Origin of the sequence: Wenzhouxiangella sediminis (assembly GCF_003410055.1) — a bacterium.
GTDB classification, from domain to species: domain Bacteria; phylum Pseudomonadota; class Gammaproteobacteria; order Xanthomonadales; family Wenzhouxiangellaceae; genus Wenzhouxiangella; species Wenzhouxiangella sediminis.
In genome coordinates this window covers 25,756-41,008 of record NZ_QUZK01000044.1, presented here as the reverse complement: position 1 = coordinate 41,008, position 15,253 = coordinate 25,756, and the positions used below count along the sequence as shown (strand labels likewise).

The 15,253-nt window shown below is 66.9% G+C and carries 15 protein-coding genes; 7 read left to right on the top strand and 8 right to left on the bottom strand.

Annotated elements, in window-relative coordinates:
- Positions 1 to 2 precede the first annotated feature (2 nt).
- Entirely contained in the window at positions 3 to 2,027 is a 2,025-nt protein-coding gene (locus tag DZC52_RS12085; protein WP_116651405.1) for a M3 family metallopeptidase, read from the top strand.
- A gap of 9 nt (positions 2,028 to 2,036) precedes the next feature.
- Here the strand turns inward: DZC52_RS12085 and DZC52_RS12080 are convergent, their stop codons facing one another.
- The 3 genes from DZC52_RS12080 to DZC52_RS12070 form a co-directional block, all read right to left on the bottom strand.
- Positions 2,037 to 2,933, bottom strand: coding sequence for a diguanylate cyclase (locus tag DZC52_RS12080; protein ID WP_116651404.1), 897 nt, complete (start codon positions 2,931 to 2,933; stop codon positions 2,037 to 2,039).
- A gap of 165 nt (positions 2,934 to 3,098) precedes the next feature.
- Positions 3,099 to 5,111: a TonB-dependent receptor gene (locus DZC52_RS12075; RefSeq protein ID WP_116651403.1), complete on the bottom strand. Its 2,013-nt coding sequence runs from the start codon at positions 5,109 to 5,111 to the stop codon at positions 3,099 to 3,101.
- Positions 5,108 to 6,412: an MFS transporter gene (locus DZC52_RS12070; RefSeq protein WP_116651402.1), complete on the bottom strand. Its 1,305-nt coding sequence runs from the start codon at positions 6,410 to 6,412 to the stop codon at positions 5,108 to 5,110. The genes DZC52_RS12075 and DZC52_RS12070 overlap by 4 nt, the downstream gene beginning before the upstream one ends.
- Before the next feature lie 57 nt (positions 6,413 to 6,469).
- Between DZC52_RS12070 and DZC52_RS12065 the strand changes: the two genes are divergently transcribed.
- From DZC52_RS12065 to DZC52_RS12055, 3 genes are read left to right on the top strand one after another with little or no spacing between them, the layout of a single operon-like run.
- The gene (locus DZC52_RS12065; protein ID WP_116651401.1) at positions 6,470 to 6,952 is read left to right on the top strand and encodes a YiiD C-terminal domain-containing protein; all 483 of its coding nucleotides are present in this window, start codon (positions 6,470 to 6,472) and stop codon (positions 6,950 to 6,952) included.
- The gene (locus tag DZC52_RS12060; RefSeq protein WP_147307688.1) at positions 6,945 to 7,355 is read left to right on the top strand and encodes a hypothetical protein; all 411 of its coding nucleotides are present in this window, start codon (positions 6,945 to 6,947) and stop codon (positions 7,353 to 7,355) included. Before DZC52_RS12065 ends, DZC52_RS12060 begins: the two co-directional genes overlap by 8 nt.
- A 44-nt stretch (positions 7,356 to 7,399) precedes the next feature.
- Positions 7,400 to 8,041 (top strand): ParA family protein, encoded by a 642-nt coding sequence (locus tag DZC52_RS12055; protein WP_116651399.1) that lies wholly within the window; start codon positions 7,400 to 7,402, stop codon positions 8,039 to 8,041.
- A 230-nt stretch (positions 8,042 to 8,271) separates the two neighbouring features.
- Here the strand turns inward: DZC52_RS12055 and panC are convergent, their stop codons facing one another.
- From panC to pcnB, 4 genes are read right to left on the bottom strand one after another with little or no spacing between them, the layout of a single operon-like run.
- Entirely contained in the window at positions 8,272 to 9,123 is an 852-nt protein-coding gene (gene panC, locus DZC52_RS12050) for a pantoate--beta-alanine ligase (protein WP_116651398.1), read from the bottom strand.
- Positions 9,123 to 9,926 (bottom strand): 3-methyl-2-oxobutanoate hydroxymethyltransferase, encoded by an 804-nt coding sequence (gene panB, locus DZC52_RS12045; RefSeq protein ID WP_116651397.1) that lies wholly within the window; start codon positions 9,924 to 9,926, stop codon positions 9,123 to 9,125. The genes panC and panB overlap by 1 nt, the downstream gene beginning before the upstream one ends.
- Entirely contained in the window at positions 9,923 to 10,459 is a 537-nt protein-coding gene (gene folK, locus DZC52_RS12040) for a 2-amino-4-hydroxy-6-hydroxymethyldihydropteridine diphosphokinase (RefSeq protein WP_116651396.1), read from the bottom strand. The genes panB and folK overlap by 4 nt, the downstream gene beginning before the upstream one ends.
- Entirely contained in the window at positions 10,456 to 11,733 is a 1,278-nt protein-coding gene (gene pcnB, locus DZC52_RS12035; RefSeq protein ID WP_116651395.1) for a polynucleotide adenylyltransferase PcnB, read from the bottom strand. Before pcnB ends, folK begins: the two co-directional genes overlap by 4 nt.
- A gap of 160 nt (positions 11,734 to 11,893) precedes the next feature.
- Here pcnB and fdxA point away from each other — a divergent pair, with 160 nt between their 5' ends.
- Positions 11,894 to 12,217, top strand: a complete 324-nt coding sequence (gene fdxA / locus DZC52_RS12030) for a ferredoxin FdxA (RefSeq protein WP_116651416.1) — start codon at positions 11,894 to 11,896, stop codon at positions 12,215 to 12,217.
- 54 nt (positions 12,218 to 12,271) lie between these two features.
- On the opposite strand, the gene DZC52_RS12025 is transcribed toward fdxA, so the two are convergent.
- Positions 12,272 to 12,898: an outer membrane protein assembly factor BamC gene (locus tag DZC52_RS12025; RefSeq protein WP_116651394.1), complete on the bottom strand. Its 627-nt coding sequence runs from the start codon at positions 12,896 to 12,898 to the stop codon at positions 12,272 to 12,274.
- 382 nt (positions 12,899 to 13,280) lie between these two features.
- Between DZC52_RS12025 and DZC52_RS12020 the strand changes: the two genes are divergently transcribed.
- Positions 13,281 to 13,745, top strand: a complete 465-nt coding sequence (locus DZC52_RS12020) for a peroxiredoxin (protein WP_116651393.1) — start codon at positions 13,281 to 13,283, stop codon at positions 13,743 to 13,745.
- 33 nt (positions 13,746 to 13,778) lie between these two features.
- Positions 13,779 to 15,170: a PhoH family protein gene (locus tag DZC52_RS12015; protein ID WP_116651392.1), complete on the top strand. Its 1,392-nt coding sequence runs from the start codon at positions 13,779 to 13,781 to the stop codon at positions 15,168 to 15,170.
- Positions 15,171 to 15,253: the final 83 nt, after the last annotated feature.

The window sequence follows — 15,253 nt, the reverse complement described above, 5'->3', positions numbered from 1 at the left end:
TCATGAGCAACCCCCTGCTGGCCGACGGACTGCCGGCCTTCTCGAAGATTCGCCCGGAGCACGCCCTGCCGGCCGTAGAACAGCGCTTGGCCGAATACCGGGACGTGATCGAACGCATCGAGTCGCTGGGCGGAAACGTCGACTACGACAATGTCGTCACCGCCGAAGCACTGGCCGACAATGCCCTGGCCAACACCTGGTCGAGCATCTCGCACCTGCACGGCGTGAACAACACGCCCGAGTGGCGCGAAGCCTACAAGGCCTGCCTGGAACCGATGACGCGCTTCGATACCGAGCGCGGACACAACCGGAAACTCTGGGCGGCTTACCGGGCGTTGGCCGAACGGGACGACTTCGACCAACAGGAGGCCGCCCTGAAGGCGACCGTCGAACACGAACTGCGCGACTTTCACCTGTCCGGCGTCGACCTGCCCGAGCCGGATCGCCAGCGATTCGGCGAGATCAACATGCGCCTGTCGGAGCTGGGCAACCGGTTCGGCAACCACGTTCTCGACGCCACGGAGGCCTACTCCGAGACATTCGACGACGTCTATCTGCTGGCAGGCCTTCCCGATGCGGAACTGGAAATGCTCGCCGGCATGGCGCGCGAGGCGGGCAAGACCGGCTGGATGGCCAACCTGAGCTTTCCCGCCTTCCGGGCCATCATCACCTACGCCGACGACCGCGACCTGCGAGAGCGCTTTCACCGCGCCTTCGCCACCCGCGCCTCGGAAATCGGCCCGCAGGGCGGCAGGTTCGACAACGGGCCGGTCATGCGCGAGATGCTCGCGCTGCGCGACGAGCAGGCGAAGTTGCTGGGTTTCGAGCACCATGCCGCCATGCGGCTGTCGACCCGCATGGCCGACACCGCCGGGGAAGTCGAGTCCTTCCTTTACGACCTCGCCGACCGCGCCGGCCCCCAGGCGCGTGCCCAGCTCGAAGAGCTCAACGCGTTCGCCGCCGGACTCGGCGCCGAGACGCCGCTGGCGCCCTGGGACATCGCCTACTACAGCGAGAAGCTGCGCGAGAAGAAACTCGGCATCAACGAATCGATGCTCAAGCCCTGGTTCGAGCTACAGCGCGTCTTCGACGGACTGTTCACCACCGCCGGCGACTTGTTCGGCCTGCGTTTCGAAGCCGACGACAGCGTCGACACCTGGCACGAGGACGTGCATTTCTTCAAGGTGCTCGGCAAGGACGGCGAACGGCTCGCCGGCCTCTACCTCGACCTCTACAGCCGACCGCGCAAGTCCGGCGGCGCCTGGATGGACGTCTGCCGGGCACGCATGAAGGTAAGCGGCGTAGAGCAGCTGCCGATCGCCTACCTGACCTGCAATTTCGCGCCGCCGGCCGATGGGCGCCCCAGCCTGCTGACCCATGACGACGTGGTCACGATCTTCCATGAGTTCGGGCACTGCCTCCATCACCTGCTCACGCGCATCGATATCCCCGGCGTGGCCGGTATCAGCGGCGTGGAATGGGACGCTGTCGAGCTGCCCAGCCAGCTGATGGAAGGCTGGGCCTGGGAGGCCGAGTCGCTCAACCGCTATGCCCGTCACGTCGAAACCGGCGAGCCGCTGCCCGCAAGACTGCTCGACGGACTCAAGGCCGACCAGGAGTTCCAGGGCGCCATGGCGCTGGTACGCCAGATCGAGTTCGCGCTCTGTGACCTGACGCTGCACACCCGTCCCGGCGACGATCCCGTCGACATCATGCGAGAGGTTCACGATCGGGTCGCCGTGCTCCCGATGCCCGAATACAACCGCTTCCTGATGAGCTTCAGCCACCTCTTCGACGGCGGCTACGCGGCCGGCTACTACAGCTACCTGTGGGCGGAGCAGCTCGCCCGCGACGCGTTCGAGCTGTTTCGGGAGAAGGGCCTGTTCGATGCCGAAACGGGCCATCGTCTGGCACACGAAATCCTGGAAGTGGGATCGAGCCGACCGATGCAGGAATCCTGGCTGGCCTTCAGGGGCCGGGAGCCGGCGCTGGAGCCGCTGCTGGCCTCCTACGGCATCGCCGCCTGAGGGCAGCGCTCAGCAGACGCGATTGCGACCGGACGTCTTGGCTTCATACAACTGGGCGTCGGCGGCCTTGAGCAGTTCGCTGATGCTCTCCATGCCGGGCTGCCAGGTCGCCACGCCGGCCGAAAGCGTGATGCTGTGCTCTTCGTCGCCGAGGCGGAAGGTTTCGCACTCGACCGACTCACGGATGGACTCGGCCAGTTGCCAGGCCTCCTCGCGCCGGGTATCGGGCAGGATCAGGGCGAACTCCTCGCCCCCGATCCGGGCCAGGGTGTCGCTCGCGCGAACGCGGTCGGCCGCGATCCGGCTGAGCTGGCGCAGCACGCCGTCGCCGGCGAGATGGCCGTGCTCATCGTTGATGTCCTTGAAGAAGTCCAGGTCGAGAATGACCAGCGCCAGTGCATAGCCTTCGTCGCGCCGGGCGCGGGCGAGTTCCTTTTCCAGCACGGCCATGGCATGGCGGCGGTTGTAGAGGCCGGTCAAGGTGTCGCGGATCGTACTCTCGTGCAGTTCCGAGTGGTAGCCCGCCTCGATATTGCCCTCGTCGACGAACTTCAGCACGGTCTGGCTGATTCGGATCAGGTCCCCGTCTCGCAGCGGCGAGCGCTCGATCATCTCGTCGTTGAGCCAGGTGTGGTTGGTCGAACCGAGGTCCTCGATCCAGTAGCGCCCGTCTTCCAGGAAAACCCGGCAGTGCTGCCGCGAAATGCTGCGCTCGGAAATCTGGAAATCGGCGTCGACCGCGCGTCCGATGATCAACGGCTCCCGGCCGGGCACGATGCGCGAGCCAAGGCGCGCACCCCGGATGATCACCAGGCAGGCTTCGTGGCGCTCGTCGGAGGCGCGGGCCGTACCGAGGAGTACGGTCTCGCCGTCGGTAGGTGGCTGTTGGTGGGAATCCTTGCTCACGACGACCCCTGTTGGTTGGACTCACCCCATCATCGGGTAGGAGCACCGGCTCAGCACACAGTGTAGCGCGAGCGCCTTGCCTGGAGCAGGGGCGGCGCGACCCCCGCTCCATCGACCGCCCGGAGAACCGGGCGCGACGGCGAGCCGACGACCTAGACGACCCGCTCAGCGCCGCCAGGCGAGGCTGACGAACACGCTGCGGCCCGCGCCGGGGAAATAGCGGTAGTCGCCGAAAGCGTAGTCGGCGCGCTCGGCGTAGCGGCGATCAAGCAGGTTGCGCAGTCTCAGTCCGAGCTGCCAGCGCTCGCCCAGGTCATAGCGCCCCGAGAAATGCAGGAGGGTGTGCCCGCCGTAGCGGCGTTCGTTGGCCGCGTCGAGCCAGTAGGCCCCGGTATGCTCGGCGGCAAGCTGCGCGCTGACGCGATCCGATGGACGCCAGGTCAGGTCCGCGCTGGCCATGCGTTTCGGCGCGGCGGGTAGCGTCCGTCCGGAAACGATGCGCTCCCCGCCGAGGTCACGGCTGAACCGGTACCAGTGGACGGCGTAACTCCCGCGGACGCCCAACTCGAGCGAGGGCGCCATCGCGTAGGCCAGCGAGAACTCGATGCCGCGATGCCCGGACTTGCCGTCGCTGACGTTGAAACCCTCGCCGTCGCGAAAGATGTAGTGGCGCTTGCGCTGGTAGAAGGCGACCAGCTCCCAGTCGAAGCGGCCGCTCCCGCGCAGGCCCAGTTCGACGGCGTCGAGTTGCTCCGGTTCGAGGTCGGCGACGTCCTGCCCGCGCTGCAGCCGGTACAACTCCGTTGCCTGGGGCGCGCGGAATCCGCGAGCCAGGCGCAGCCACGCCAGCCCGCCTTCGAAACGCCGGCTGAGCGTCAGCTCGGGTGCGATCTCGAGGAAATCGTCGCTGCGATCGGCCGGGCGGTTGTAGAGGCAGCCGCCGAGGTCACAGGCCGTGCCGTCCTCGGCCAGGTTGCCGGCGGTCGCCCGGTTGTCGTAGTCGTAGCGGATCCAGTCGGCGTGGACGCCGGCCCGGAACGTCCATTTCGGCCCCAGCTCCAGACGCCGCGCCAGGTAACCGCCGAGCCGTTGGCCGTCGACGACGTAGTCGTAGTGAAGCCCGACCGGCCGGATTTCGGACAGGAACGGCGGTCCGGGCGTCGGTGCGTCCTGCCGCTGGGTGAGATCGCCGCGGAAGAGTTCGGCATCGAACCCCCAGTCCCAGCTGCTGCCGCTGCGGTCGTACTGCAGGCCGGCAGAGACCTGTCTGTTGCGCTCGAGCGGCTTGCCCGGGAGATAGTGCTGCAGGAAGGTCATGGTCGAACGCCGCGCGAAACCGCTCAGGCGGTGCTCGGCGCCCTGCCCGTCGAGCCACTCGCGCCGGGTGATCAGGCGCAGCGCGTCGGCCTGGCGGTAGGCCTCGGGGTTGACGTTGCTGCGGCGCAGCTCGGGGTCGGCGTAGGCCCGGTAGCCGTAGATGTAGCCGGCGGTGTCCTGGTCGAGTCGGGCGGCGCTGAGGATGGTGCGCCACTGGCCGTTGTCCACCGGCTGCGCGTGCTGGAACGTTGCCAGCTGGTGCTCGTAGCCCTCGTCGATGCGAAAGCTGCCCGCGTCGACGGCCGAGACGTCCACGGCCAGCGCGCCGTCGCCGATTTCTCCCGTCAGCGACGCGCCGAGACGATAGTAGTCGTTGCTGCCCGCTTCCAGGCGCAGTCGGTTCTCGGGATTGGCCAGCGGCGAGCGCGGCGTGATGTCGATGACCCCGTGCAGCCCGCCCGAGGCGTGCCCGATGCCGCCGGGGCCGCGCAGCACGCTGACGGATCCGGCCTGGGCGACGTTGGCCTCGAAGAGGTTGTTGACGTTGCAGAACCCCGGCGGGCGAATCGGGATGCCCGCTTCAAGAATCAGCAGGGCCCCGCAGCCGCCGGCGCCGGACAGGACCGGCGAGCGAATGGCGGTGAGGTGCTCCTGGCCACTGCCGCGCGTCACCCAGCTGCCGGGCAGGCGCGAGAACAGTTCGGCCGGATGCGTCGGCCGCACCATTTCGATCTCTTGCTCAGCAAGCTCTGCGGTGGCCTGCGGAGCCTCCGGCGCGATGTCGCGCCCCCTGACTTCGAGCCGGGGCAGTTGGTCGGCATCCGCGGCCAGGGCGGCCGCGACCAGGAACTCGATCATCATGAAGCTTCGGTCTCCTTGCGGTGCAATCGGGCGAGGACCACGAAGGTAACGGCCCCGCCCAGCGTCAACGTGAAGGGAAACACGAGCACATACCGGCCCAGTCCCGGCCCGATCGACTCGAGCAACTGGTAGACGCTGACGCCGACCAGGGGCGCGATCAGGCCCCGGATACCCGTCAAGGTGACGTGGATACCCATGTAGAGGGTCGACTTGTCGTCGCTGGCAAAGTCGTTGTGACCCAGGTTCCAGCCCAGCTTGCCGCCCGCGAAGGCCATGCCCAGGGACAGCGCGCCGACCCAGAACAGCCATTTCAGGCCCAGGATGCTCGCCGACACGAAGAACAGCATGGTGATCACGAACATCCAGGCCTGGCGTGCGCGGTAGTCGAGGATGTGCGCCGCATCGAGCCGTCTCGCCCAGATCGGCGTGAAGATCGACAGCATGACCAGCGGCAGCGCGGTCGTGATCATCACCTGCTCGAAACGCGCGAAGCCGAACTGCTCGTTGAGCAGCACGACCAGCAGCGCGATGACCATCAGGTTGCCGCTGCCGAAGGCGAACATCGTCATCATGTAACGGCGATACCAGCGGTCGGTGCGCAGGATGTCGAAAGCCGCGCGCAGTTGGCCGCCGCTGCGACCGCGGCGCTGGTCCAGCTCCTCGCTCTGGATACGGCGCCCGCCGCGCACGCGCGTGGCCTGGTAGCGCCAGGCCGCGCCGAGGCCGATGACACCCGCGACCGGGAAAGCCAGCCGCCAGACCTCCGGCCACCAGTTCATCAGCAGGCCGATCACCGCGGCGGTCGCGGCGATGGTCAGCGAATAGATGATGGTGATCCAGCCGGTGATGCGCGCACGCACCTGGCGCGGGAAGTTGGCGCGCCAGATGGCGGCGCGCAGCGTGATCACGCCGGCCCAGGCCAGGCGCGCGACGATCATGCCCAGGGTGATCATGACCAGGCCGGACACGCTGGTCGGGGACAGCGCCATCAGGATCAGGAAAGCGCTCGTGAGGGCCATCAGCCGGGCCACCCAGGCCGGCTTGTCGCGGCCCTCGGCGAGCCCGGAAACCCACAGGCTGACAACGTTGGCGAACGCCGGCGAACCGGCCACCAGGGCCACGCAGAGGTTGACCCAGGCGGCGTCGGCCACGGCGGCGAACTGCGTCTTGACCACAACCCCCACGAGCCCGCCCTCGAGCGCGCCGAGGGCCACTGCCATGGCGCCGTTGGTGCGAACCTCGCGCGGCATCAGCGTCCGTGCGACGTAAGGCAGCGCGGAAGATTCGGAGGAGGCGGGCATGGGGACATTTTACGGCATCGACGTCGAGGCTCCCGCACGCGGGGATAGAATGTGGCCATGACCAACGACATGAATGAAACCGCCTGGCTCGAGCGCACGCTCACCACCGACATCCCGCTCGGCGGTGCCATGGAGCTGACCGTCAGCCGTCTCGACGAGTGCGGTGTCGAACTCTCGCTGCCGCTGGGGCCGAGCGTGAACGACAAGGGCACGGCCTTCGGCGGCGCGCTGGCCAGCGCCATGATCCTGGCGGGATGGTCCTTGCCGCGCCTGGTTCTGCTGCGCGCCGGCATCGACGCCGACCTGGTCATCGGCCGCTGCGAGATCCGCTTCATCGCCCCGGTAGGACGGGATTTCCGGGCCGCCTGCCGCTGGCCCTCGGCCGAAAAGCTGCAGGCCTTCCGGGATCGTCTCGCGCAGCGCGGCCGCGCCAGCCTCGAGCTCGAGCCGGAACTGCTCGTCGACGGCGAGGTGGCGGCGACGCTCTCGGCAAAGTATGCTGCGCTCATGAGGGACAGAAAGGAAGAGCGCCGTGCATAAGCCGTTGATCGTGCTGGCAGCCGTGCTGCTGCTGGCCGCCTGCGCCGGCAGCGGCCAGACGCAGCGTGAGCGCGATCAGGCCATGGACCTGTGGCAGGAAATGGTGCGCTGGAGCGAGTACGACGGCCTGGTCGACATGATCCACCCCGACTGGCTGGCCGAGCACCCGATTCGCAGCATCGAACTCGAACGGCTGCGCCAGTTCCGGGTGACCGAGTACCGGGTGCGGCAGGTGATCAGCGACTCCGACGAGCAGCGCGTGGAGCGGCGCGTCCAGATTCGCCTGTATCATGTTCACAGCGCCCGCGAGCGCGTGATCCAGCACCGCGAGGTGTGGCGCTACGACGAAACGCGGGATCGCTGGCTGCTCCACTCCGGACTGCCCGATCCCAGCGAGACCTGACGGGGACACTGCCGGCGGGTCGAACCACAACGGAGGGTTGCGTGATGCGAACGATCGCCATCGTCAACGCCAAGGGCGGATGCGGCAAGACCACCATCGCCACGTCGCTGGCCGCCGCCCTGGCCTGGGAGGGACACGCCGTCGCCCTGGGCGACATGGACCCACAGCAGTCCGCAAGCGACTGGCTGGATCAGCGTCCCGAAGAATATCCCGAGATCATTCCGGCCGAGCCGCACAAGGGCCAGCTCAGGGCGCCGCCGGAGGCCGACATTCTGGTGCTCGACACACCGGCGGCCGTGGCCGGCCACGAACTCGGCAATATCGTTCGCCGCTCCCAGACCATCCTGGTGCCGGTGCTGCCTTCGCCGGTCGACATGCGCGCAGCCTGGCGATTCCTCAACCACCTGCTCGAACTCAAGCCGGTCAAGAAGCACGAGGTCCGCGTCGGCCTGGTGGCCAACCGCGTCAAGCCCTATACCATCATCTTTCGCGAACTGACCGGTTTCCTCGACGACTTCCGGGTGCCGGTCGTCGGCCAGCTGCGCGATTCGATGAACTACGTGCGCGCCTTCGAGCGCGGGCTGAGCGTCTCCGACCTGCCGCCCTACCTCGCCTGGCAGGACTGGGAGCAGTGGGAAGAACTGATGGGGTGGATCCGGAGCAAGAAGTCGGTCGGGAAAGGTTGAAACCGGGTTCGGGGTTCGGGGTTCTTGGTTCCGGGGCTCGGGGGCCCTTGGAGCTCAGGGGCTGACGGTTGGGGCTTGGGATTAGGTTTCAGGTTTCAGGGTTCAGGCGGCGCTTCGGGTGTTGCGGGGCGGGCTAGCCGCGCTGTGACGGTGCCTGCCGAGAAGCTGTCCGACCTCCGGCTTCTGCCCTCTGTCTTCCGACTTCCGCCCTCGAAGCCGGCCCCGGGTCATCAATCCCGGGTCGCGGGGACTTCGACGTTGTCGATCAGGCGGGCCTTGCCCAGCCACGCCGCGCCGAAGAGCCGGCTCGGCTCGCCGGGCCTCGGTTCGCCGAGATTCTCGGCCGAGCGCCATTCGAGGTAGTCCGGCCGGAAGCCGGCCGATTCCAGTTTTTTCTCTGCCCGCGCTTTCAGGCCGGCGAAATCCTCTCCCGAGGCCAATCCCTCGACCGTCTCCTCGAGCACCCGGAACAGCAACGGCGCCACGGCGCGCTGTTGGTCGTCGAGATAGCCGTTGCGCGAGCTCATGGCCAGGCCGTCTTCCTCGCGCACGATGGGGGCACCGACCAGTTCCACCGGCAGCGAGAGATCCCGGGCCATGCGGCGCAGGATCAGCAGTTGCTGAAAGTCCTTTTCGCCGAAGACCGCGACATCGGGCTGGACCTGGCTGAACAGGCGCAGCACCACCGTCGCCACGCCGTCGAAATGGCCCGGCCGGCTGCGGCCGCAGAGGCGGTCGGAAAGGGCTTCGGGCACGCGAAGCATGAAGGGATCGTCGAGCGGGTACATGATTTCGATCGGCGGCGCCCAGACCAGGTCGCAGCTCACCGACGCGAGCGCTTCGAGATCCGCCTCGAGGGTCCGCGGATAGGCCTCGTAGTCTTCGCCCGGGCCGAATTGCGTCGGGTTGACGAAGATCGAGGCGATCACCGCCTCGCAGCGGCGGCCGGCGTCCTCGACCAGGCTGAGGTGGCCGCGATGCAGATTGCCCATAGTGGGCACGAAGCCGATGCGCTGATCACGCTGGCGCAGGCGGCCGGCCGCCTCGCGCAGTTCCTCGAGCGAGTCGACGACGCGCGGCATCACTGCCAGGCGTGTTCGGGACCCGGGAAGCGGCGTTCGCGCACCGCAGCGACGTAAGCCGCGAGCGCCTGCCGCACGTCCCCGGTGTCGGCCAGGAAGTCGTGCACGAACTTCGGTGAGCGGCCCGGCGAGACCCCGAGCATGTCGTAGAGCACCAGGACCTGTCCGTCGACCTCGCTCCCGGCGCCGATGCCGATGACGGGAATGGACAGCGATTCGGCCACCTCGCGCGCCAGCGGCGCGGGCACGCATTCGAGCACCAGCATGCCCGCCCCGGCCTCGGCCAGCAGCTCGGCGTCGGCCTTCAGGCGCCGGGCCGGCCCTTCGTCGCGGCCCTGCACGCGGTAACCCCCCAGTTGGTGAACGTGCTGAGGGGTGAGCCCGAGGTGAGCACAGACCGGAACACCATTGGCGACCAGCGCCGCGACCGTACCGGCGTGCGCCGCGCCGCCCTCGAGCTTGACCATCTGCGCGCCGGCGCGCATGACGGCCGCGGCCGAGGCCATGGCGCTGGCCTGGTCGTGATAGCTCATGAACGGCAGGTCGGCGACCAGCAGGGCACGTTCCAGGCCGCGCCGCACGGCCTGCGTGTGATAGGCCATGTCGTCGACCGTCACCGGCAGGGTCGAGTCGCGCCCCTGGATGACGTTGCCCAGGGAGTCGCCGACCAGGACGCAGTCGACGCCGGCGTCGTCGAGCAGGCGTGCGAAGCTGGCGTCGTAGGCGGTCAGCATCGTGATGGGCTGTCCGCCCGCCTTCATGGCGGCCAGGGAGGGCACGGTCACGGGGCTGGCGGCGGTCATCGGCGCGTCTTCCTGTGGTTTGCTGGGGGTTCGTAGCCGGATACGGGACCCGGCCGAATGCCGGCGCGCTCATTATCGTCGACTTGCGCCAGCAATGCATCCGCCCGGCCCTGCCCCGGGATCTCCAGGCGCGGTGCCAGTTCGGCCAGCGGAACCAACACGAAGGCCCGCTCGCGGATCCTGGGGTGGGGAACGGTCAGTAGCGGCGTCTCGATGCGCTCGCGGCCGTAGAGCAGCAGGTCGAGATCGATCGTGCGCGGCCCCCAGCGCCGCGGCGTGCGATCCCGGCCCAGCTCGGCCTCGATTCCCTGAAGGGCATCGAGCAGTCTCTCAGCGTCGAGATCCGTACGCATCCGGGCCACGGCGTTGAGGAATTCGGGCTGGTCGGTGTCGCCCCAGGGCGGGGTGAAGTAGTAGCGCGATACTGCCACCACTTCGCAGGCCCCGAGGCGGTCGATCCTGACCAGGGCCGCATCCAGCGTTGCGGCCCGGTCTCCGAGGTTGGCCCCGAGACCGATCCAGGCTTCGGTCAAGACGTCGCCTTCTTGCGACGCCTCGGGCGGCGCCGCTTTGCCTTGCCCTTGCCCGGCGCGGCGCGCGTCATTTCATGCCGCTCATCGCCGTCGACTTCCTGGAAAGCCGTCCACCAGTCGGCCAGGTCCTGCAAATCCGGATCCTCCATCGCACGCAGCAACAGGAAATCGTAGGCCGCACGGAAACGACGCTCGCTCGCCAGGCGCTGCGCCCGCTTGCCGCGCCGCTTCTCGAAGCGCGGCTGCAGGCACCAGATGTCCTTGGCCATGCTGGAGAAACGCCGATGGATGGCCACGCGCTCGCCCTGCGCGACGATCGCTTCCTCGCCGGCCGCCGCCAGGGCTTCGACGGGCGGCAGGCCTTCGGCAATGAGCTCCTCGGCGCGTACCTCCACCCGCCGCCACAGGAAGGCGGCGAACAGGAAGGCCGGTGTGACCGGCTTGCCTTCGGCAACGCGCTGGTCGGTGTTCTTCAGTGCCTGCTCGACCAGGACCGGCGGTTTTGAGGGGTCGTCGAACAGGTTCGGGAACAGCGGTTCCCAGAGATTGAAACGAACCAGAGCCCGGTAGGTCTCCCAGGCCCTGCCCCCCATGAGCAGCTTGAGGATCTCCTCGAAGAGCCGGGCCGGCGGAATATCGTGGAGCAGGTCGGCCATTTCCGGAATCGGGCCGGCCGTGGGCGGGTCGAGCTCCAGGTCGAGCTTGACCTTGAAGCGCACGGCACGAAGGAGCCGCACCGGATCCTCGCGATAGCGCGTGACCGGATCGCCGATCAGCCTGAGGCGGCGCTTGACGAGGTCGTCGTAGCCGTCGACGTAATCGCGGATGGTCGCCGTCTCCGGGTCGTACATCAGCGCGTTGATGGTGAAGTCGCGCCGGCGAGCGTCCTCTTCCTCGCTGCCCCAGACGTTGTCGCGCACCAGCCGGCCCTGCTCGACCTCGCGGTGCTCGTCGTCACCGCCCTCGCCGGTGCCACGGAAAGTGGCGACCTCGATGATCTCGCGACCGAATCGGACGTGAGCGAGCCGGAAGCGCCGGCCGATCAGCCGGGCGCTGCGGAACACCTCGTTGACCTGCTCGGGCGTGGCGTCGGTGGCGACATCGAAGTCCTTGGGGTCATAGCCCAGGACCAGGTCGCGGATGCTGCCGCCCACGATATAGGCCAGGTAGCCGGCTTCCTGGAGCCGCTCGACGACCTTGCGGGCATTGGCGCTGACGCGGTCCGGCCGAATGCCGTGCCGCTTCTCGGGGATGATGCTTGCCTTTTCAGACAATGGCCAGGTTCCGTTTTCTGAATCTTGTTATGAAGTGCGCTCGCCGGCATCCGCCGGTGACGCAACTGGTAAAATACAGTCTATCACCTGTCCTGCCGCGTTCCCGTCAGGGATGCGGCGGGACCCGATTCCCTCTGGCAACGAACCCGGAACCGCCGACATGACCTTCGTCGTTACCGAGAACTGCATCAAGTGCAAGTACACCGACTGCGTTGAAGTCTGCCCCGTGGACTGTTTCCACGAAGGCCCGAACTTCCTGGTGATCGACCCGGAAGAATGCATCGACTGCACCCTGTGCGAACCCGAATGCCCGGTCCAGGCGATCTATCCGGAGGACGACCTGCCGGCCGATCAGCGCCAGTTCCTGGAGCTCAACGAGGAACTGTCCCGGGAATGGCCGGTGATCACCGAAATGAAACCGGCGCCCGACGACGCCAAGGAATGGGAAGACGTGCCGGGCAAGATCAAGCACCTGGAGCGCTGAGGCCGCTTTTCCGGTCCGGAGCGGGCGCCAGCGCGCCCGCGTAGCCAATCCCGTTCAGCCGAGCCGTTCGCGCAAGCGAGCGAGCACGAACTCGGCTCGATCGAGCTCCACCACGCTGCCGTCGCTGTCGAGCAACTCCACGCGAGTGACGCCGTTGTCGGCCTGCGCGGCCACCCGGGCGACATAGTTGCCGCTGTAATCGATCGCTTCGGGCGAACTCCAGAAGGTGACGCGATCCAGGAAGCCCGTGTCGGGCTCGATCGGTTCGTGCGAGAAGCGGAACACGTAGCGGCGCTGGCCTTCGTCGACCTGTTCGACCTGCATGCCGCCGCGATTGAGCGTGAAGCCCAGGCGGCGCCAAACGCTGTCGGGCTGATCCTCCACCGCCAGGTAGAGGCCGGTCGGCCCGAATCGAATCTGCGAGCGTGACTGTTCGGCTACCGAGCTCGGCTGGACTTCCGGCGGACGCTCCTGTTCGCCCTGAGCGGCCAGTTCGGGCAACGAGTAGCCGGGCACATCGTAGATGTTGCGAGTGCGCGGCTGGTCGAGCCCGGGCGGCGCCTCGATCGGTTCGATCTCTTCGCTGGACACGTACACCGGGTCGCGCTCGCTGTTGAAGCAGCCGGCGAGCAGCAGCGTCATGGCCAGCGAGAGGATGAAGATGGTTCGGGTTCGAGTCATACCCCTTGAATCCGGTCAGATTGGGTAACGATTTCCGCTGTACCGGAGAGAGCGTCCTGCGAACGCGTGCGCTCCGGATCGGACAGCGGCAGTGTGGAAAAACAGCCCCGCAGTTTAGGCAACATGGCGGCTCCCGTCCAGCGAAGACCATCGGCAAGCGTGGTCACCGGCGTTCAAATCAATGCGTTTCATGCTCGGTTCCAGCGCCACAATGCGCGCCTGCAACACCCTTACCGACAACAGCGGCACGAAGCGCCAGGAGCGCTTGCGGACCCCCGGAGGCGCAAGTATCCTGACTTCGGTTGCATTGTAACCCATCAGCGTCCGGCACCGGGCCGGCAGAACTTCACAAACCACTGATTAAACGAATATTTTACTTTTGATGAGCACTTCCAACATCACGCTGACCTCGCCCGAACTGGAAGCTACCGGCGGCCGGGCCATCCGCCTCGATGAATTCGCCGGCAAGCCGGTCGTGATCTATTTCTATCCACGCGACAACACGCCGGGCTGCACGAAGGAAGGCGAGGCATTCCGCGATCTCCACGACGAGTTCGCCAAGGCGGACTGCCGGATCCTGGGTGTCTCGCGCGACTCGCTGAAAAGCCACGAGAAATTCGCCGACAAGTACGACTTTCCATTCCCCCTGATCGCCGATCCCGACGAGACGCTATGCCGTCAGTTCGACGTGATCAAGGAGAAGAACATGTACGGGAAGAAGGTCATGGGCATCGAACGCAGCACTTTCCTTTTCGATGCCGATGGCAAGCTCGTACGCGAATGGCGCAAGGTTCGCGTCCCCGGCCATGTCGAGGAAGTGCTCGACGCCGTTCGCGAACTGGCCTGACCCCTGATCCTCCAAGCCCCGGAGACCAATGCCATGGCGGAACGCCCGCGCCTGTACATCCTCGACACCAACGTGCTGATGCACGATCCCACCGCGCTGTTCCGCTTCGCCGAGCATGACATCTTCCTGCCCATGATCGTGCTCGAGGAGCTCGACCGGGCCAAGAAGGGGGTTTCGGAGGTCGCGCGCAACGTCCGTCAGGTGAGCCGCTTCATCGGGCAGATGATGGAGCCCGGCGGCAGCCTCGACGACGGCGTCGAACTGGCCGAGCCCGAGGGCCTGCGACTCAACGTCGGCTCCGGCCGTCTGTATTTCCAGACCGAACCCTTCGGCAACGGCGAGGAACTCATCGGCGACCGCGGTCTGGCCGACAACGAGATCCTGCTCGCCGCGCTCACGCTCAAGCATCGTCACGAAGAGCGCCAGGTCGTCCTCGTCTCGAAGGACATCAACCTGCGCATCAAGGCGGCCATCCACGGCATCACCGCGGAGGACTATTACAACGACCGCGCCCTCGACGACCTGAGCCTGCTCTACTCCGGCGTACGCGAGCTCGACAACAGCTTCTGGGAGCAGCGCGACACGCACGACTCCTGGACCGACAACGGCCGGACCTTCTATCGCCTGGGCCGCAGCGAGGACGACGAGTGGTATCCCAACCAGTGTCTCCGTCTCAATGACGAGAACGGCCTGGAGGCCATCGTGCGCGAGGTCGAACACGACAGCGTGATCCTGGAAGTGGCCCGCGACTACTGCCGCTCGCAGCATGGCGTTTGGGGTATCCACGCCCGCAATCCGGAGCAGAACTTCGCGCTCAACCTGCTGATGGACCGCGAAATCGATTTCGTCACCCTGCTGGGCACCGCCGGCACGGGCAAGACCCTTCTGGCCCTGGCCGCCGGGCTCTCGCAGACCCTCGACGACAAGAACTATCGCGAGATCATCATGACCCGTGCGACAGTGTCCGTCGGCGACGAGATCGGCTACCTGCCCGGCACCGAGGAAGAGAAGATGACGCCCTGGATGGGCGCGCTGACCGACAACCTCGAAGTGCTGACCGAAAGCGACACCAGCAGCGGCGACTGGGGCCGGGCCGTCACCAATGAACTGGTGGCCTCGCGCGTGAAGATCCGCTCGCTCAACTTCATGCGCGGCCGCACCTTCCTCAATCGCTACCTGATCATCGATGAGGCGCAGAACCTCACGCCCAAGCAGATGAAGACCCTGATCACGCGCGCCGGCCCGGGCACCAAGATCGTCTGCCTCGGCAACGTCGAACAGATCGACACGCCCTACCTGACCGAAACGACCTCCGGCCTGACCTTCGCGGTGGATCGTTTCAAGAACTGGCAACACGCCGGTCACATCACACTCAAGCGCGGCGAGCGCTCGCGCCTGGCCGACTTTGCTTCAGAGCAGCTGTAGCGGTGGCGCGAACGCGTCACCGGGTCCGTATCCCCTTGTGAGGAGAAGGTACCGCCCCATGCTGTAGCATTGGAGCCTGAGCG